19 protein-coding genes and 1 riboswitch are annotated in these 16,485 nt (G+C 72.8%); of the genes, 12 read left to right on the forward strand and 7 right to left on the reverse strand.

The features are described 5' to 3' along the window. Positions 1-13 precede the first annotated feature (13 nt). Positions 14-156: riboswitch (cobalamin riboswitch) on the reverse strand. A gap of 184 nt (positions 157-340) precedes the next feature. From ACFY6U_RS16080 to ACFY6U_RS16090, 3 genes are all read right to left on the reverse strand, one after another. Beyond that, positions 341-568: a hypothetical protein gene (locus tag ACFY6U_RS16080; RefSeq protein WP_390038519.1), complete on the reverse strand. Its 228-nt coding sequence runs from the start codon at positions 566-568 to the stop codon at positions 341-343. An 18-nt stretch (positions 569-586) separates the two neighbouring features. Further along, complete coding sequence (locus tag ACFY6U_RS16085) at positions 587-1,843, reverse strand: anion permease (RefSeq protein WP_390038521.1); 1,257 nt, start codon at positions 1,841-1,843, stop codon at positions 587-589. A gap of 175 nt (positions 1,844-2,018) precedes the next feature. Then, entirely contained in the window at positions 2,019-2,777 is a 759-nt protein-coding gene (locus ACFY6U_RS16090) for a lysozyme (protein ID WP_390038523.1), read from the reverse strand. Positions 2,778-2,973: 196 nt separating this feature from the next. Between ACFY6U_RS16090 and ACFY6U_RS16095 the strand changes: the two genes are divergently transcribed. From ACFY6U_RS16095 to ACFY6U_RS16105, 3 genes are all read left to right on the forward strand, one after another. Further along, positions 2,974-3,708, forward strand: coding sequence for a class II aldolase/adducin family protein (locus ACFY6U_RS16095; protein WP_390038525.1), 735 nt, complete (start codon positions 2,974-2,976; stop codon positions 3,706-3,708). Between the two features lie 92 nt (positions 3,709-3,800). Further along, positions 3,801-4,928, forward strand: coding sequence for an alpha/beta hydrolase (locus ACFY6U_RS16100; protein ID WP_390038527.1), 1,128 nt, complete (start codon positions 3,801-3,803; stop codon positions 4,926-4,928). Positions 4,929-5,314: 386 nt separating this feature from the next. Next, positions 5,315-6,703 carry a hypothetical protein gene (locus ACFY6U_RS16105; protein ID WP_390038529.1) on the forward strand — a complete coding sequence of 463 codons (1,389 nt, stop codon included), beginning with the start codon at positions 5,315-5,317 and terminating at the stop codon, positions 6,701-6,703. Between the two features lie 21 nt (positions 6,704-6,724). Here ACFY6U_RS16105 and ACFY6U_RS16110 read toward each other — a convergent pair whose 3' ends face one another. Together ACFY6U_RS16110 and ACFY6U_RS16115 are read right to left on the reverse strand one after the other, a co-directional pair. Then, positions 6,725-7,138, reverse strand: coding sequence for a VOC family protein (locus ACFY6U_RS16110; RefSeq protein ID WP_351502187.1), 414 nt, complete (start codon positions 7,136-7,138; stop codon positions 6,725-6,727). Positions 7,139-7,254: 116 nt separating this feature from the next. After that, positions 7,255-8,145, reverse strand: coding sequence for a neutral zinc metallopeptidase (locus tag ACFY6U_RS16115; protein WP_390038531.1), 891 nt, complete (start codon positions 8,143-8,145; stop codon positions 7,255-7,257). 70 nt (positions 8,146-8,215) lie between these two features. Here ACFY6U_RS16115 and ACFY6U_RS16120 point away from each other — a divergent pair, with 70 nt between their 5' ends. The 4 genes from ACFY6U_RS16120 (at position 8,216) to ACFY6U_RS16135 (ending at position 12,372) form a co-directional block, all read left to right on the forward strand. Then, on the forward strand, positions 8,216-9,169 hold the full coding sequence (locus tag ACFY6U_RS16120) for a hypothetical protein (RefSeq protein ID WP_390038533.1): 954 nt from the start codon (positions 8,216-8,218) through the stop codon (positions 9,167-9,169). A gap of 92 nt (positions 9,170-9,261) precedes the next feature. Then, positions 9,262-10,860, forward strand: a complete 1,599-nt coding sequence (locus ACFY6U_RS16125; RefSeq protein ID WP_390038535.1) for an ABC-F family ATP-binding cassette domain-containing protein — start codon at positions 9,262-9,264, stop codon at positions 10,858-10,860. A 361-nt stretch (positions 10,861-11,221) separates the two neighbouring features. Beyond that, positions 11,222-11,440: a helix-turn-helix domain-containing protein gene (locus ACFY6U_RS16130; RefSeq protein ID WP_046727957.1), complete on the forward strand. Its 219-nt coding sequence runs from the start codon at positions 11,222-11,224 to the stop codon at positions 11,438-11,440. Between the two features lie 128 nt (positions 11,441-11,568). Next, on the forward strand, positions 11,569-12,372 hold the full coding sequence (locus ACFY6U_RS16135; protein ID WP_390038537.1) for an enoyl-CoA hydratase/isomerase family protein: 804 nt from the start codon (positions 11,569-11,571) through the stop codon (positions 12,370-12,372). Between the two features lie 196 nt (positions 12,373-12,568). Here ACFY6U_RS16135 and ACFY6U_RS16140 read toward each other — a convergent pair whose 3' ends face one another. Further along, positions 12,569-13,264, reverse strand: coding sequence for a nucleopolyhedrovirus P10 family protein (locus ACFY6U_RS16140; RefSeq protein WP_390038539.1), 696 nt, complete (start codon positions 13,262-13,264; stop codon positions 12,569-12,571). Between the two features lie 87 nt (positions 13,265-13,351). Here ACFY6U_RS16140 and ACFY6U_RS16145 point away from each other — a divergent pair, with 87 nt between their 5' ends. Genes ACFY6U_RS16145 through amaP form a run of 5 tightly spaced genes read left to right on the forward strand, consistent with a single transcriptional unit; the run spans position 13,352 to position 15,616 of the window. After that, a complete protein-coding gene (locus ACFY6U_RS16145; RefSeq protein WP_390038541.1) occupies positions 13,352-13,816 on the forward strand; it encodes an Asp23/Gls24 family envelope stress response protein in 465 nt (154 codons plus the stop codon). 58 nt (positions 13,817-13,874) lie between these two features. Continuing rightward, positions 13,875-14,069: a hypothetical protein gene (locus tag ACFY6U_RS16150; RefSeq protein ID WP_053654947.1), complete on the forward strand. Its 195-nt coding sequence runs from the start codon at positions 13,875-13,877 to the stop codon at positions 14,067-14,069. Continuing rightward, positions 14,066-14,425, forward strand: a complete 360-nt coding sequence (locus ACFY6U_RS16155) for an Asp23/Gls24 family envelope stress response protein (protein WP_390038543.1) — start codon at positions 14,066-14,068, stop codon at positions 14,423-14,425. The genes ACFY6U_RS16150 and ACFY6U_RS16155 overlap by 4 nt, the downstream gene beginning before the upstream one ends. Then, positions 14,425-15,033, forward strand: coding sequence for a DUF6286 domain-containing protein (locus ACFY6U_RS16160; RefSeq protein WP_390038545.1), 609 nt, complete (start codon positions 14,425-14,427; stop codon positions 15,031-15,033). Before ACFY6U_RS16155 ends, ACFY6U_RS16160 begins: the two co-directional genes overlap by 1 nt. 4 nt (positions 15,034-15,037) lie before the next feature. After that, positions 15,038-15,616, forward strand: coding sequence for an alkaline shock response membrane anchor protein AmaP (amaP, locus tag ACFY6U_RS16165; RefSeq protein ID WP_390038547.1), 579 nt, complete (start codon positions 15,038-15,040; stop codon positions 15,614-15,616). 110 nt (positions 15,617-15,726) lie between these two features. On the opposite strand, the gene ACFY6U_RS16170 is transcribed toward amaP, so the two are convergent. Continuing rightward, on the reverse strand, positions 15,727-16,482 hold the full coding sequence (locus ACFY6U_RS16170; RefSeq protein ID WP_351501591.1) for an SDR family oxidoreductase: 756 nt from the start codon (positions 16,480-16,482) through the stop codon (positions 15,727-15,729). Between the last annotated feature and the right edge of the window lie 3 nt (positions 16,483-16,485).

Consider the following 16,485-nt stretch of genomic DNA (forward strand, 5'->3'; position numbering starts at 1 on the left):
TGTCCGCGCCCTGGTTCGACGAGACCGGCGGTGAGAGTTCCTGGCTCCCGGGGATTGCTACCCCGGTGACAGTGGCGGGACCGCGCCGGATTCACACCGGCTTCCTCTCTTGCCGCCGTACATGGCTCCGGAAGTCCACCACGCCCCCGGAAGACCCGTCAACCTGGCGTTGACCTGCGAGGGGAGTGTGTGGGAAGGCCCACACCAGTTGCCCGGCGGGGCCTGTGGGGCATGCCGAAGGCTCCTCCCCGGGGGATGGAGAGGAGCCTTCGCGGTGCCGACGAGGCCCTTTGTATCGGGCCTTCGAGCGACGGGCCTTCTCGTGTCAGGCCTTCTCGTGTCAGGCCTTCGCCACGATCAGGTGGATGCCGTACGCCACGGCCGCCGCGCAGGCCGCGAAGCAGAGGTAGGCGGCCGTGACGGCCAGGGCCGCGGAGCCGCCCTGGGCGGTGGCGCGTTCGCGGGCGGAGAGGCCCTTGATGCCGAGGGTGAAGAGGGTCACCAGGCCCACGGTGGCCACGAGGCTGACGCCGAAGACGGAGCCGATGGCTGCCCAGTCGATGTTCATGTCGGTTCTTCCTCGGGGTCAGACGGTGGCGGCCGGGTCGGGCGCGGGAGCGGCCGGGGCGGAGGTGGAGGCAGGGGCGGGGATGGTGGCGGTCAGGTCGTCCGTGACCGCGACCGTGCCCGCGGGCGGCGGGGTCACGGCGGCGATCGCCGTGGTCACCACACCGGCCGGCTCCTCGGTGCCGACGACGTTGCTGCTGTCCACGACCTCGCGGCGGGAGAGCTTCCAGATCGCGGCGCTGGAGGCGACGAGGAAGACGGCGACGACCGCCGTACCCCAGTCGCCGAGGTCCGTCACGGACTCGGCGAGCGCGCCGACCAGCGCGGCGGCGGGGAGGGTGAGCACCCAGGCGACCATCATGCGGGTCGCGGTGGACCAGCGGACCGTGCCGCCCTTGCGGCCGAGGCCCGCGCCCATCACGGAACCGGAGACGACGTGCGTGGTGGAGAGGGAGAAACCGAGGTGGGAGGAGGCCAGGATGGCGGTGGCCGCGCTGGTCTGGGCGGCGAAGCCCTGCTGCGGCTGGAGGTCGGTCAGGCCCGTGCCCATGGTGCGGATGATCCGCCAGCCGCCGATGTAGGTGCCGAGCGCGATGGCGAGGCCCGCGGAGAGGATGACCCAGGTGGGAGGGTTCGAGCCGGGAGCGATGGCACCGCCCGCGATCAGCGCGAGGGTGATGATGCCCATCGTCTTCTGTGCGTCGTTGGTGCCGTGCGCGAGCGAGACCAGGCCGGCGGAGGCGATCTGGCCGGCGCGGTAGCCCTTGCGGGTGGCCTCGTCCTCGGCGTTCTTCGAGAGCGTGTAGGAGAGGCGGGTGGAGAGCATCGCCGCGAGGCCGGCGACGACGGGGGCGGCGACCGCCGGGAGCAGGACCTTGGTGACGAGCACGTCGCCGTGGACCGCGCCGAAGCCGGCGGAGGCGACGGTGGCGCCGATCAGACCGCCCATGAGGGCGTGCGAGGAACTGGAGGGCAGACCCACCAGCCAGGTCACCAGGTTCCACAGGATGGCGCCGACGAGGGCGGCGAAGATGACCTCGGGACGAATGCCGTTCTCGTCGACGAGACCCTTGGAGATCGTGTTGGCGACCTCCACCGAGAGGAAGGCGCCCACCAGGTTGAGCGCGGCGGACATGGCCACCGCGATCTTGGGCTTGAGCGCACCGGTCGAGATGGTCGTGGCCATCGCGTTGGCGGTGTCGTGGAAACCGTTCGTGAAATCAAACGCGAGTGCGGTTACCACCACAATCGCGAGGATCAGCGAGAAGTTTTCCATTTACCCAGGCAATCTTTCGAGGTCATTGGCTGTTGGACCGTAGGCAACCTGAATGAACGGAAGGTGAACTGGGGCAGTCCTGGTGGTGTATGAGATCGACTTTCGGGGTGGCCGTGGGCGGGGTGGGGCGAGGCCGCCGTCCCGGTTCCGGTCCGGCGGCCCAGTCGCCCGTTGGTCAGAGGCCCAGGGCGAACGACTTCAGCCGTCCCGCCGACCCGTTGAAGAGATTCTGGTCACCCGGCAGGCTGCCGCTGTTGTCGTACTGCCAGAAGGTCCACGACGACCATCCGGCCGGCAGTGTCCCGGCGTCCGCGGAGCCGTGGCGGGCGATCCACAGCGCGTGGTCGGCGGCGAACGCGCTGCTGCCGCCGGTGCAGAGGTCCCACCAGTTCGTGGTCGTGTAGATCACCGGCCGCCGGCCGGTCTCCCGCTTCAGTTCGTCACTGAAGGACCTGATCCACCGGACCATCCCGGAGTGGCTCAGCCCGTAGCACCGGTGCTTCTTGTCGTACGGGTTGTACTCGACGTCGAGCGCGGGCGGCAGCGTCCACCCGTCCGCCGTCCAGGTGCCGCCGTGGCCCACGAAGTACGCGGCCTGCCGGGCGCCCGACGACTTGTCCGGCAGGGCGAAATGGTACGCGCCCCGCCTGATGCCGGCCTCGCGGGAGCCGTTGTACTGCTGGTCGAAGTACGGGTTGCGGTAGGTGGTGGACTCGGTGGCCTTGATGTAGACGAACCTGGCGCCGTTCGCCCTGGCGCTCGTCCAGTCGACGTTCTTCTGGTGCGAGGAGACGTCATGCCCCTTCGGCAGGCTCGCCGCGGACGCCGGTGTGCCGGCGAACGCGGTCGCGGTGCACGCGAGGGCGAGCGCCGCCACGGACGCCGCGAGGGCGCGGACGCGGTGGCGGGACGGCGGAATACGGTCACGGGCCATGTTTCCCCCCGGAATGGCGACGTGTACGAAAAATCGTCCAGAGATTATTGGAAGATCGGCGTATCCTCGGCGATCTTCAGCCAAGCCGGGAAATGGAACTCTTTGTGGCGGTTTGCGCTCTACTGGATTCGGGACGTCCGGCCTAAAGTGCCCTGCCGCGCAGGCCGGTTGGGGCGTCGCCTGACAGGATCGGGCCATGGTTGAGCAGCGGCGGGACGAGCGCGACGGACGGGACGGACGGGCCGGCGCACAAGGTGTGTCGGAGCCGCGAAGGCGGGATGTACGCGCGGAGGAGGCGGACGCCTGGCTCGAACTCGTCGCCACCGCCCGCCGCACGGTCTCCGACGGACTCGTCGTCGGCACCTCCGGCAACGTCTCGGTCCGCGTCGGCGACACCGTGCTGGTCACACCGTCGGGTGTGCCCTACGACCGGCTCGCTCCGGACGACGTGACGGGCGTGGACCTCGCCGGCCGCCAGGTCCTCGGCACCCTGGTCCCGACCAGCGAACTGCCGATGCACCTCGCGATCTACCGCAGCACCGACGCCGGGGCCGTCGTCCACACCCACGCCGTCCACGCGACGGCCGTCTCCACGCTCGTCCCCGAGCTGCCGGCGATCCACTACATGTCCGCCGCCCTCGGTGGCGCCGTCCGGGTTGCCCCGTATGCGACGTACGGCACCCACGAGTTGGCCGAGAACATGCTCCGCGCCCTGGCCGACCGCTCCGGCTGCCTCCTCCAGAACCACGGCACGATCACCTACGGCACCACCCTGACCCAGGCCTACGACCGCACCGCCCAGCTGGAGTGGATGTGCCGCCTGTGGCTGACGGCGTCCGCGGTCCCGGGCCTGACCCCGACCCTGCTCTCCCCCGACCAGGTGACGGAGGCGGGGGAGAAGCTGAGGGGATACGGGCAGCGGGAGGGGTGAACCCCGGCCGGGCGGGAAGGCGGATCCAGTGGCTTCGTCGATTTCTCCCTCCTCCACTGGCCGACACCGGAGTCCGCCCGGACACTGGACAGGTGCGCCCAGTCAAAGTCACGGTCGCTGCCGTCGGTGCCGTACTCGCCGCCGGTGCGGCCGGTGTGGCCGCGGGGCGGTTCGCCAGTGACGCCGCGCTGAAGGCACCGCCCGGCCGCCCCCTGCCCACCGAACCCCGGCTCACCGTGCACGGCACCGCGGCCGGCCGCATCACCCTCACCCGCGACCTCGCCTCGCTGCGCCCCGGCACCTACGGCCTGGCCGGCGACGGCTCGCACGCGGTCGTCGGCGCCGTCCTGGAGTCCGCCGCGAGCACCGCCGACACCGTCGTACGGCGGCTGGAGCGGGTGACCCACGGCACCTTCGAGACCGGCGACCCGGCCTGGCTCACCGCCAACGTCCACGTCGGCAACCCGGGCACGGCCCTGGGCCTGGAGTACGCCGACATCGACCTGCCCGGCGAACTCGGCCCGCTGCCCGCATGGTTCGTGCCCGGCCACCGGGACACCTGGGTGATCGCGGTGCACGGCCTCGGCACCACCCGCGAGCACCCCATGAACGTCATGGCGTTTCTGCACGCCCGGCGCCTGCCGGTCCTCGCCCTCGCCTACCGCGGCGACCTCGGCGCCCCGCGACCCCCGGACGGCCTGAACCACCTCGGCGAGAGCGAGTGGCGCGACCTGGACGCGGCGATCCGCTACGCCGTCCGCTACGGCGCCCGCCGCGTCGTCCTGCACGGCTGGTCCACCGGCGCCACCATGGCGCTGCGCGCCGCCGCCCACTCGGCACTGCGCGATCGGATCTCCGGGCTGGTCCTGGACTCCCCGGTACTCAGCTGGGAGGCCACCCTGCGCGCCCTCGCCCAGGCCCGGCACACCCCCGAACCCCTGCTGCCGCTCGCGGTACGCGCCGCCCAGGGCCGAGTCGGCCTGCACGCCGACCACGCCGCCGACCCCGTCGACCCGGAACAGCTGACCGTGCCCACCCTGATCGTGCACGGCCCGGACGACACGGTGGCCCCCTGGGTGTACTCCCGCAGGCTCGCCGAGCGGCGCCCCGACCTGGTGGCCCTGCACACCGTCCCGGACGCCCCGCACGGCGCGATGTGGAACGCCGACCCGGAGGAGTACGAGGAACGGCTGCGCCGGTTCCTCACGCCCCTGATGTGACGGTGCCCCGGCGCACGCGCCCCGGCGCACCCTCTGTCGAGCGGTCGCTGACGAGCGCGTCCGGCATCCGCCGGCACCCCCGATGTGATTCTTCCCGCACCCGCCGGCCCTTCCCCTCCGCGGCCGCGGCCGCTCCCCGTCCCAAGCCGGAAACCCCGGTTCCGGCCGGTCCCGGAGGTTCCGTTTAACGCCGTACCACTGGCCTGAACATGTCTCCTCGCCTCGCCTCGCACCCCGTGCGTTGGCCAGTCCCGTCGCCCGCCGTGACATTCCGTTTGGGTTTTCGGACCGTCAACCGGAAGACTGCACCCGTGACGTCCCGTATCCCGCGCGACTCAAGGCTTCGACTCGTCCGAACGCGACCCCTGGCCGCCGCCCCCCGAGCGATGAACCAGCGGCCCGCGCGCCGCCCCGCACCCCGCCCGCCCGAGGGCACCCCGGCCCCTGCCGAGCTGGCCAGAATGGCACGCTCCGGCCTGGCCGGCGCGGCCCGCGTCGCCCACTGGGCCGACACCGCCCTCGGGCCGGGCAGCGACGGCGCGACCGCCGACGGCAAGGCCACCCTCTCCGACGCGTCCGCCGAACGCGCGTCCGACGACCTGGGCCTGACCGCCGCTCAGGTCCGCGCCGACTGGGACACCGCCCGCCTCGCCGGTCTGGTCGAGGTGCACGGCGACAGCGCGCGCCCCGGCTGGCGCCTGCGCGCCTGGGACCGCGACGACAGCGCCGTGCTGCGCGGCTGGGTCGCCCTCTTCGACGCCTGGTCGCTCGCCCACCCGGAGCCCGCCGAGTTCGAGGCGGCCGCCGTCGCCGAAGTCGTCTCGGCCATGCCCCAGGTGCTCTCCTTCCTCCAGCTGTCCGCCGGTCCCGTCCCGGTCGAGCAGCTTCTGGACCTGCTGGGCCAGCGGGTCACCGAACTGCGCACCGAGCGCTGCGAGGTCCCCTACGACACGGAGAACGGCACCGGGACCGCCAGACCGCTCGCCGCCGTGCGCTCCGCCGACGCCGACCCGGCGGACCACGCCCCGGCCGAGGACCCGGCCCCCGCCGACGAGGCCGAGCTCGCCCCGCTCCTCGACTGGTCGCTGCACGCCCTCGCCTCCGTCGGCGCGCTGACCTACGGCGACGGCCAGGCCACCCTCACCCCGCTGGGCAGCTGGGCGGTCTGGGTCAAGCTGGAGCAGATCTGCGTCGCCGCGCAGAGCCCCGCCGGCAACATCGAGGTCGCCGCCGAGGAGATGCTGCGCGGCTGCGCCCAGCTGCGCCCCAACGCGGCCCGCGCCGAGTACCGCGCCTGGCTCGCCGCCCGCCCCGTCGGCGGTGCCGTCACCGAGCTCGTCGACGCCGCCCGCGGCGAAGACGCCCTGCTGCGCGGCCTCGCCTTCGAGGCGCTGCGCGTCGTCGGCGCCCCCGCCGAACCGGACGTCCGCGCGGTCGTCGACGAGCCGACCCTGCGGCCGTACGCCCTGCTGTGGCTGGCCGAGCACGACGGAGTCGACCCCGAGGACGCCCACGAGGTGCTCACCCGGGAGGAGGCCACCTGGCTCTGGGTCGACACGGCCGCCGCGGTCGCCGACCACGGTGAGGCCCCGCTGCTCGTCCGTCACCTGGAGTCGGCGCTGCAGCCCACCGTCCCCGCGCTGCTCGACGAGGTGCGCGCCGTCGGTCACCCGCGCACCGTGCAGGTCCTGGTCGCCCTCGCCGCCGCCCACCCCGACCCGGCGCTCGCCAAGGCCGTCCGCCGGGCCGCCTTCCAGGTGCACACCGGCGGCTAGCGGAAGGGCGGGCCAGGCGGGTCAGCCGGCTATCTCCGGGGCGTACGTGCCGAAGCTCCAGATGTTGCCCTCGACGTCCCGGGCCATGTAGTCCCGCGAACCGTAGTCCTGGTCCGTCGGGGGCATCAGGATCTCGGCGCCGTGGTCGACGGCGCGCTGGTGGTGTGCGTCGACGTCGTCCACGACGATGTACACCCCGGTCGGGCCGCCGCCCTCCATCGCCGCGTCGAACCGGCCGCCGCGGCCCCTGGAGCCCAGCATGACCGCACCGTTGCCCTGCACCAGCTCGGCGTGGAGCACCATGCCGTCCTCGGCCTCGTACACCGACAGTTCGGTGAAGCCGAAGGCCTCCGTCAGCTGCTTGATCGCCGCCTTCGCGTCCGTGTACAGCAGCGACGGATAGATGCTCGGCCGCCCGCCACTCGTGCCCGCCATCCCGATCACTCCCTCGTGCGTCGGTCCCCCGAAAGCCGTCGTTCCGGCCTGGTCCCCAGTCTTGCACCCGGCACTGACAACGCCCCCGGTCTGTAACGTCGTTGCAGGTCAGCCGCTCATCGGAAGGTGTTGCAGCGCGCCAAGTCACCGCTCCGGTAACCCTGGTAGAACCACTGCTGCCGCTGCTCGGCCGACCCGTGCGTCCACGTCTCCGGCGTCACCCGCCCCTGGAACCGCTCCTGGATCCGGTCGTCACCCACGGCCGCCGCCGCGTCCAGCCCGTCCTGGATGTCCGCGGCCGTCAGGCTGGTGATCTGCGGGCGGCCGGTCGACTCGTCCTTCGTGGTCGTGGCGTGGTGCGCCCACACCCCGGCGTAGCAGTCGGCCTGCAGCTCCAGCCGCACCGAATCGCTGTTCGCGCCGGTCAGGTTGGACTGCGACCGGCTCAACGTGCCCATCAGGTCCTGCACATGGTGCCCGTACTCGTGCGCCACGACGTACGCCTGGGCGAACGGCCCGCCGCTCGCGCCGAACTTGGACCGCAGGTCGTCGAAGAAGCCGAGGTCCAGATAGACCTTCCGGTCGCCGGGGCAGTAGAACGGCCCCACCGCCGAGGTCGCCGTCCCGCACGCGGTGCCGACCCGTCCGCTGAAGAAGACCGTGGGGGCGGCCGTGTAGGTGCCGTGGCGGTGCCGGAACTCCTGCGTCCAGTAGTCCTGCACGCTGTTGACCACCGCCACGATCCGGCAGTCCTCCTTGCTGTTCGCGTCCTGTCCGGTACGGCAGCTCTGCTGCACCTGGGCCAGCGAGGAGGAGGCGGGTGCGGGCGAGCTGTCCCCGGAGGAGAGCCCCAGCTGGTCCGGGCCGACCCCGAGGAACAGGGCGAGGAGCAGCGCGATCAGGCCGGCCAGACCGCCGCCGACGGTCTTCCTCCCGCCCGGGATCCGGCTGCCCCGCACGTCCTGCACCTCGGAGGTGTCCAGGTTCGCGTCGTCGTCGAACTGCATGGGGCACCGCCCTCTGCTCGCACCGTCCCCCACGACCACCTTGCGGCATCCGGGCCGCCACTTCGCGCCGATGACCGGGCCGACGCCCGAACGGGCGACGTCCCGTCCCGCCCCCGCGTCACGCCCGGCCGCCCGCCGCGGGCGTGGCTACGCTCTGCGCCTGACCCGTGGCACAGGAGCGCCCGGCCGGGCGCCGAAGGGGGAAAGGGAAAGGGCTGCCGTTCTGCACCACAGGAGAACCGGGCCACCCGACGCCGAGCCGTTTCCGGAGCAGTGCGCGACGGCCCGCCGGGAGCAGCCTCCGGCCACCTTCCCGCACCGGCCCCCGCGTGCCCTCCCGCGGACACCCCCCGTCCGCGGACCCGTCGGGCGGCTCCTCGCCCTCGCCCTGCTCCTCGCGGCCGGGCTCCTCGCCGCCGCCCACCAGGTCCGCCCCGCCCCCTACGGCGACCACCTCACCTCCGGCCCGCCCGCGCCCACCGCACGCGCGCGTGGCGGCGTCGTCGAGGCGTACGACGGCCGGACCCTGCGCTGGCGGTACGCGCGTCCGGGCCGGCGCCCGCTCAGCGTGCTGCCCACGCGCGGGCAGGCGATCACCGTCTGGGACGACGGGCTCGTCACCGACACCGACGGCCGCTCCGTGCGCTGGCACCGCGCCCTGCCCGCGGCGACCGACTGGCTGCGCGCCCGGGGCGGCGCCGGCGTCCTGCGCCCCCTGGGCCGCGGCATCCTCGCGGTCGTCACCCCGGACCGCATCGCGGCGTACCGCACCGCCGACGGTGACCTGCGCTGGGTGCTGCCCGCCCGCGCGGGCTGCGCCTTCCACCCCGAACGTGCCGTACGTCACGGCCACGCCCTGCTCGTCGCCCAGCCCTGCGCGCAGGGCGCCTGGACCGCGCAGCTCGTCGCCGTGGACGACCTGGGCGGAATCGCCCCGCACCGCACCCCGCTGGGCAACGAACCGCCCCGCGCGGGCCGTCCCGAACACCCGCGCACCGAAAAAGCGCTTGCGCCGCCCCGTTAGACTTGGCCCATGGCCATTCTCCTCGCGCATTAGACGGCGGGAACGTCCTCAGCCGCCCACCCGTCACTATCCGTACGCTCTGGAGTCTGTCCGTGATCTCCGCAACCGGTATCGAGCTGCGCGCCGGTGCGCGCGTCCTCATCGAGAACGCCACCTTCCGCGTCGCCAAGGGCGACCGTATCGGCCTGGTCGGCCGCAACGGTGCCGGCAAGACCACCCTCACCAAGGTCCTCGCCGGCGACGGCATCCCCGCCGCGGGCTCCGTCACCCGCTCCGGTGAAGTCGGCTACCTCCCGCAGGACCCCCGCACCGGCGACCTCGACGTCCTCGCCCGCGACCGCATCCTCTCCGCGCGCGGCCTCGACGTCCTGATCCGCAAGATGCGCGAGAACGAGCAGCGCATCGCCACCGGCAAGGGCGCCACCCGTGACAAGGCGATGAAGCAGTACGAGCGCCAGGAGACCGAGTTCCTCACCAAGGGCGGGTACTCCGCCGAGGCCGAGGCCGCCACCATCGCCGCCGCGCTCAACCTGCCCGACCGGGTGCTCGGCCAGCCCCTGCACACGCTCTCCGGCGGTCAGCGCCGCCGTATCGAGCTGGCCCGCATCCTGTTCTCCGACGCGGACACGCTCCTGCTCGACGAGCCGACCAACCACCTGGACGCGGACTCGATCGTCTGGCTGCGCGACTACCTGAAGACCTACCGCGGCGGCTTCATCGTGATCTCCCACGACGTCGACCTGGTCGAGACGGTCGTCAACAAGGTCTTCTACCTGGACGCCAACCGCTCCCAGATCGACGTCTACAACATGGGCTGGAAGCTCTACCAGCAGCAGCGCGAGGCCGACGAGAAGCGCCGCAAGCGCGAGCGCGCCAACGCCGAGAAGAAGGCCGCCGCGCTGCACTCCCAGGCCGACAAGATGCGCGCCAAGGCCACCAAGACGGTCGCCGCGCAGAACATGGCCCGCCGCGCCGACAAGCTGCTGGCGGGACTGGACGCCGTCCGCGTCTCCGACAAGGTCGCCAAGCTGCGCTTCCCGGAGCCCGCGCCCTGCGGCAAGACCCCGCTGACCGCCGAGGGCCTGTCGAAGTCGTACGGCTCGCTGGAGATCTTCACCGACGTCGACCTGGCCATCGACAAGGGCTCCCGGGTCGTCATCCTGGGCCTCAACGGCGCCGGCAAGACCACCCTGCTGCGCCTCCTCGGCGGCGTCGAGCAGCCCGACACCGGCGAGGTCCTCGAGGGACACGGCCTGAAGCTCGGCTACTACGCCCAGGAGCACGAGACCCTGGACCCGGACCGCACGGTCCTGGAGAACATGCGCTCGTCGGCGCCCGACATGGACCTCGTCGAGGTCCGCAAGGTGCTGGGCTCGTTCCTGTTCTCCGGCGACGACGTCGACAAGCCGGCCGGTGTCCTCTCCGGCGGCGAGAAGACCCGCCTCGCCCTCGCCACCCTGGTCGTCTCCTCCGCGAACGTCCTGCTCCTGGACGAGCCGACCAACAACCTCGACCCCGCCAGCCGCGAGGAGATCCTCGGCGCCCTGCGCACCTACAAGGGCGCGGTCGTCCTCGTCACCCACGACGAGGGTGCCGTGGAGGCGCTCCAGCCCGAGCGGATCATCCTGCTGCCCGACGGCGTCGAGGACCTGTGGGGCTCCGACTACGCGGATCTGGTCGCCCTCGCCTGAGAGCCGGTCCCGTCGCCGTCGTTTGATCGAATGCCTGATCCACTGGCTATGGATCATTCGGCCTATCGGTGATCCATCATCTGTGTGAGATCTCCTCGTATCGAGGTGTGTCCTACACCGATTTCGCGGCCGATCCCTTTGTCGACAAGGGATCGGCCGCTTTGCGTGCCTGACCTGGCACTTCACAGAAGAACCCGTTCGGCCGCACGGACAACCCGCGCCGGAATCACAGATTCCGTATGTGGGGATGCACTCCTGTCGTCACAACGATGTCTCACGGACCTTGCCGAATGGGTGGCCATCACGCCCCGGAGGGGTGATCATGAGGGGACCAGAGCGCACTTCCCATGAGGAGGCACGGGTGGCCGAGACTCTGAAGAAGGGCAGCCGGGTGACCGGCGCCGCGCGCGACAAGCTCGCGGCAGACCTGAAGAAGAAGTACGACTCCGGTGCGAGCATTCGGGCACTGGCCGAGGAAACCGGCCGCTCGTATGGCTTCGTCCACCGGATGCTCAGCGAGTCGGGTGTCACGCTGCGTGGGCGTGGCGGGGCGACGCGGGGCAAGAAAGCCGCGTCCTGACCCCGGGCGGCCCATCGGCTTCGATGGTGGCCACCCGGTCGGTCGAGTGATCGGCCGGGTGGTTACTGTGCAGTCACTTGGCATGCCGTACGGCAATGCGTGATGACCGCACACATCGGAGGCGCCCCATGGCTTCGCCCGACCAGGACCTCGCTCCTGTTCTCGACAAGGACGGCGTACGGCTCACCGTCGACGACGCGCTCGCCACGGTGACGCTGACCAACCCGGCCAAGCGCAACGCCCAGAGCCCCGCACTGTGGCGGGCGTTGGCAGAGGCCGGGCGGTCGCTGCCGGGGTCGGTCCGGGTCGTTGTGCTGCGCGGTGAGGGGCAGTCCTTCTCCGCGGGCCTCGACCGGCAGATGTTCACGCCGGAGGGGATCCCGGGCGAGCCGACCTTCATCGAGCTCGCGCGCCGTGACGACGCCGACCTTGACGCGGCCATCGCCGGATTCCAGGAGGCGTTCACCTGGTGGCGGCAGAGCGACATCGTGTCCATCGCCGCCGTGCAGGGGCACGCCATCGGGGCCGGCTTCCAGCTGGCCCTCGCCTGTGACCTGCGCGTCGTCGCGGACGACGTGCAGTTCGCCATGCGCGAGACGAGCCTCGGGCTGGTGCCCGACCTGACCGGCACCCACCCGCTCGTCTCCCTGGTGGGCTACGCCCGCGCGCTGGAGATCTGCGCGACCGGACGCTACGTCCAGGCCGAGGAGGCGGTGGCTTCCGGGCTGGCGAGCGTTGCCGTGCCGGTGGACGAACTCGACGCGGCGGTACGGGACCTGGCCGGGGCGCTGCTGGCTGCGCCGCGGGATGCCGTCGTGGAGACGAAGGCGCTGCTGCGGGGTGCCGCCTGCCGTACCTACGACGAGCAGCGGGCTGCGGAGCGGCAGGCTCAGGCTCGGCGGCTGCGGGACCTTGCGGGGGTGGGCGAGTAGGTCGCCGCGGGCGGGTGGGGGCTGGTCGTGCGGTTCCCCGCGGGCCGGTGGGGGCTGGCCGCGCAGTTCCCCGCGCCCCTGACGGGGCGCTTGCGCTGACGTCCGTCACCAGCACATGCCTCCGCGCGCCCCTGACGGGGCGCTTGCGCTGACGTCCGTCACCAGCACAGCCTCCGCGCGTGCCTGACGGGGCGCTTCAGCTGACGTCCGTCACCAGTACCGCCACCGTCGGCCGGTCCTCCAGTGTCTCGCCGACCGCCGTACGGACCCCTCGGGCCACCTCCACGGCCCGCGGGCCGTCGGTCACCGCCACCTCCACGCGCACGTGCCGACGCGGCAGTGCGGCGTCGAAGTGGACCTCCCGGCTGAGCGCCCCCGTCACCCGGGCCACCCCCGGCACCGCCAGCGCCGCCGCCGTCACCCGGGCTCCCTCGGGATCCGTCCCCTCCCGGACCGACGGCGGCCGAGGCGCGGGTGCGGGCTCCGGCTCCGCCGGCTCCTCCTCCAGCAGGTCGGTCACCCGCAGGTCCGCCTCGATCACCACCAGCCCCAGCCGTTCCGTGGCCGTGGCAAGGGCCCGGCGCAGCCGGGACGCCGTCGCAGGCAGCGGCTCGGCGGCCGTCGCCGCGAAGTCCGCCGACAGCCGCAGCGGCCCCGGAGGCACCGCCCCGGGCGGCGCCGGTACGACCGCCTCCGCCACGTCCGCCGGATCCGCCAGGGCGATCCGCACCGCGCCCAGCCGCACCCCCGCCACCCCGGCCGCCGCCCGCCGCAGGACCGCGTCCGCCGCCGCCTCCGTGAGCCACGCCCCGTCCTGCGGCCCGCCCAGCGGAAGGAGCCTGCCCAGGCCCAGAAGGTTCCGTACCGTGTCAGTCCGTCGGTCCGCCGTCATTCCTCCAGCCTGCCGCATCTTCGGGGCACGACAGGACATCCGCACGTACCGTGGTCGCAGGACGGCCACGGGAAGGGACGCACGGCGATGACCGAGATGGCGGCGGAGCCCGAGAAGGACCCGGCGGTACAGACCCGGAAGACCGTCAGACGCGGCGGCGGCGACCCGGCGACCCGCGGACGGACGACGATCGCCGACGGAGTCGTGGAGAAGATCGCCGGACTGGCGGCCCGGGACGTCGTCGGCGTGCACGCGATGGGCAGCGGCCTCGCCCGCACCTTCGGCGTCGTGCGCGACCGGGTGCCCGGCGGCTCCAAGTCCGTGAGCCGGGGCGTGAAGGCCGAGGTCGGCGAGGTGCAGACCGCGCTGGACCTGGAGATCGTCGTCGACTACGGCGTGTCGATCGCCGACGTGGCCCGCGCGGTCCGGGAGAACGTGATCGCCGCCGTGGAGCGCATGACCGGTCTCGAAGTGGTCGAGGTCAACATCGCGGTGAGTGATGTGAAACTTCCGGAGGAAGAGGAAGAGGAGCCGGAGTCCCGGCTCCAGTGACCGCCGACCGGGACCGCTGACAGGGACCGCTGACAGGGACCGCTGAGGGGAGCGCACCATGAGTATGGCCGTCGTCGGCATGATCGCCGGCATGGCGCTGGGCTTCGCCGGGTACTTCGGCGGGTTCGGCGCCTTTCTGCTGGTGGCTGCGCTCGGGGCCATCGGGTTCGTCGTCGGCCGGTTCGCGGAGGGGGACCTCGAACTCGGCGACTTCTTCCGCACCCGTGACGACCGGCGCGACCGCCGGCGATGACCTCCGCGAGCGGTGGGACGCGCGGCGCCCCGACGGCGGTGGCGCCCGGCGAGCGCGGCGCCGTCCGGATCGCCGACCGGGTGGTGGCGAAGATCGCCGCGCAGGCGGCCCGCGAGGCGCTCGGCCCCCTTCCGAAGGACGCCGTACCTCCGCACGCCACCGTGGTCACGCACCATGACACGGCCCGCGTCCGGGTCCACCTCGAACTGGACTACCCGTCCGACATCGGCGCCCGGTGCGCGGCGGTGCGTCGACATGTGGTCGAGCGGGTAGGCGCGTTGGTGGACATGGACGTCCGGGAGGTCGCCGTCCACGTCGAACGGCTGCACCCGGTCCAGACCCAGGGGAGGGCGTGATGAGCACGGAGCAGACACCGGTCATCGACAAGCCACCGCCACCGGCGGCCGCACCCCCGGCCGGCCACGAGCCCCGCTTCTGGTCCCCGCGCCGCGCCCCCGCCACCCTGGTCGCCGTGCTCGTCCTGGTGACCGCGGGCGCCTTCCTGTACGACATCGCGGCGGTACGGGCCCACCACCCCGCCATGCACTGGCGCCGCGAACTCGCCCGCCAACTGGCTGCGCGGCCTCTCGACGACACCTGGGTCCTGGCGGGCGCGGGCATCGCCGCCGCCCTCGGCCTGTGGCTGCTGGTCCTGGCCGTCACGCCCGGCCTGCGGGACCTCCTGCCCATGCGGCGCACCCACCCCCACGTCCGCGCCGGGCTGCGCCGTGACGCGGCCGCCCTGCTGCTGCGCGACCGGGCCATGGAGATCTCCGGCGTGCGCCGGGTGCGGGTACGACTGCGCCGCTCCCGCGCCCACGTCCTCGCCGTCTCCCACTTCCGTGAACTCGACGAGGTGCGGGGCGACCTGGAGGCGGCGCTGACCGACGCGATCCACGCCATGGGGCTGGCCCGCCCACCCGCCCTGACCCTTCATGTGATCCGCCCCGGCCGGAAGGGGTGACACCGTGCTCGGCACCGTCAACCGCGTCCTGACCGCCCTCACGGGCCTCCTGCTCCTGGCCCTCGGCGGCTCGGTCCTGGCCGTCGGCCTCGGCGCCCCGCCCCCGTCCTGGTGGATCCACGACGGCCGCCACGACGTCCTGCTCACCCCGGCCGAGCGCACCCACTGGGGCGCCGCGGAGTGGTGGTGGCCGACGGTCCTGGCCGCACTGGCCGTGCTGTTCCTGCTCTCCCTCTGGTGGCTGACCGCCCAGCTGCGCCGGCGCCGCCTGACCGAGGTCCTGGTGGACACGGGAGACGGCGAGAGCGCGTTGCTGCGCGGCAGGGCCCTGGAGACCGTCCTGGCGGCGGACGCGGCCCACCAGGAGGGCGTCTCCCACGCCCAGGCGGTCCTGAGGGGCACGCGTACGGCTCCGGAGGTACGGGTGTGGCTCCAGCTGGAGCCGGACGTGGCCCCGGAGGATGCTCTGCGGGACCTGACGAACCAGGCCCTGACCCACGCCCGGAACTCGGCGGCGCTGGAGAAGCTCCCCGCGGAAGTCCGGCTGACGTCAGTCAAACACCGTGCAGGAAGGGTGATTTGAAGCGCCGCCGAGGCGACTCACCTGTTTGGGGGCGCGGGGCTGTGTCGATTGCGGCTGCCGCCGCGTGGGCGCGACCAGCACCCACTCACCCGCGCCCCGAGCACCGACCGTCAGAACCCGTGCCTCATCCCCCCGTCCACAGGCACCATGATCCCGGTCAGATAAGAAGCGGCCGGTGACAGCAGGAACGCCCCCACCCGCCCGAACTCCTCCGGAGTCCCGTACCGCCGCAACGGAATCCGCGACTCGTGCTCGGCCCGCGTCGCCTCCGGGTCGGCGGACATGGCGTCCAGCTCCCGCACCCGGTCCGTGTCGATCCGGGACGGCAGCAACCCCACCACCCGGATCCCGCGCGGCCCCAGCTCGTCCGCCAGCGACTTGGCGAACCCGGCCAGGCCCGGCCGCAGCCCGTTGGAGATCGTCAGCCCGGGAATCGGCTCGTACACCGACGCGGACAGCACGAACCCGATGACCCCGCCGTCCTCCAACTCGGCCGCGGCCGCGCGGGCGAGCCGTACCGCACCCAGGAACACCGACTCGAACGCGGACTGCCACTGCTCGTCCGTGTTGTCGGCGACGAACCCGGCCGGCGGCCCGCCCACGCTCACGAGGATGCCGTCGAACCCTCCGAACCGCTCACGCGCGACGGCGATCAGCCGCTCCGGCGCCGCGGGGTCCGCGTTGTCGACGGCCACGCCCACCGCGTTCGGCCCCAGTTCGGCCGCCACGTCGGCGGTCCGCTTCTCGTCCCGTCCGGTCACCACGACCTTCGCCCCGTCCGCGACCAGCTCGCGCGCGGCCGCGTGGCCCAGCCCGCGGGTCGCTCCGGTGACGACGTACACCCGGTCCTTCAGCCCAAGATCCATGGC

This window comes from Streptomyces sp. NPDC013157 (genome assembly GCF_042899865.1).
Classification (GTDB): Bacteria; Actinomycetota; Actinomycetes; order Streptomycetales; family Streptomycetaceae; genus Streptomyces.

What these genes read in the sequence shown, in the direction of transcription:
- ACFY6U_RS16105 (WP_390038529.1), top strand. Translation starts at nt 5,315, where the DNA reads ATGAACCAGCGGCCCGCGCGCCGCCCCGCACCCCGCCCGCCCGAGGGC.
- ACFY6U_RS16080 (WP_390038519.1), bottom strand. Translation starts at nt 568, where the DNA reads ATGAACATCGACTGGGCAGCCATCGGCTCCGTCTTCGGCGTCAGCCTC.
- ACFY6U_RS16085 (WP_390038521.1), bottom strand. Translation starts at nt 1,843, where the DNA reads ATGGAAAACTTCTCGCTGATCCTCGCGATTGTGGTGGTAACCGCACTC.
- ACFY6U_RS16150 (WP_053654947.1), top strand. Translation starts at nt 13,875, where the DNA reads ATGAGTATGGCCGTCGTCGGCATGATCGCCGGCATGGCGCTGGGCTTC.
- ACFY6U_RS16140 (WP_390038539.1), bottom strand. Translation starts at nt 13,264, where the DNA reads ATGACGGCGGACCGACGGACTGACACGGTACGGAACCTTCTGGGCCTG.
- ACFY6U_RS16115 (WP_390038531.1), bottom strand. Translation starts at nt 8,145, where the DNA reads ATGCAGTTCGACGACGACGCGAACCTGGACACCTCCGAGGTGCAGGAC.
- ACFY6U_RS16090 (WP_390038523.1), bottom strand. Translation starts at nt 2,777, where the DNA reads ATGGCCCGTGACCGTATTCCGCCGTCCCGCCACCGCGTCCGCGCCCTC.
- ACFY6U_RS16120 (WP_390038533.1), top strand. Translation starts at nt 8,216, where the DNA reads ATGACCGGGCCGACGCCCGAACGGGCGACGTCCCGTCCCGCCCCCGCG.
- ACFY6U_RS16155 (WP_390038543.1), top strand. Translation starts at nt 14,066, where the DNA reads ATGACCTCCGCGAGCGGTGGGACGCGCGGCGCCCCGACGGCGGTGGCG.
- ACFY6U_RS16145 (WP_390038541.1), top strand. Translation starts at nt 13,352, where the DNA reads ATGACCGAGATGGCGGCGGAGCCCGAGAAGGACCCGGCGGTACAGACC.
- ACFY6U_RS16170 (WP_351501591.1), bottom strand. Translation starts at nt 16,482, where the DNA reads ATGGATCTTGGGCTGAAGGACCGGGTGTACGTCGTCACCGGAGCGACC.
- ACFY6U_RS16110 (WP_351502187.1), bottom strand. Translation starts at nt 7,138, where the DNA reads ATGGCGGGCACGAGTGGCGGGCGGCCGAGCATCTATCCGTCGCTGCTG.
- ACFY6U_RS16135 (WP_390038537.1), top strand. Translation starts at nt 11,569, where the DNA reads ATGGCTTCGCCCGACCAGGACCTCGCTCCTGTTCTCGACAAGGACGGC.
- ACFY6U_RS16160 (WP_390038545.1), top strand. Translation starts at nt 14,425, where the DNA reads ATGAGCACGGAGCAGACACCGGTCATCGACAAGCCACCGCCACCGGCG.
- ACFY6U_RS16095 (WP_390038525.1), top strand. Translation starts at nt 2,974, where the DNA reads ATGGTTGAGCAGCGGCGGGACGAGCGCGACGGACGGGACGGACGGGCC.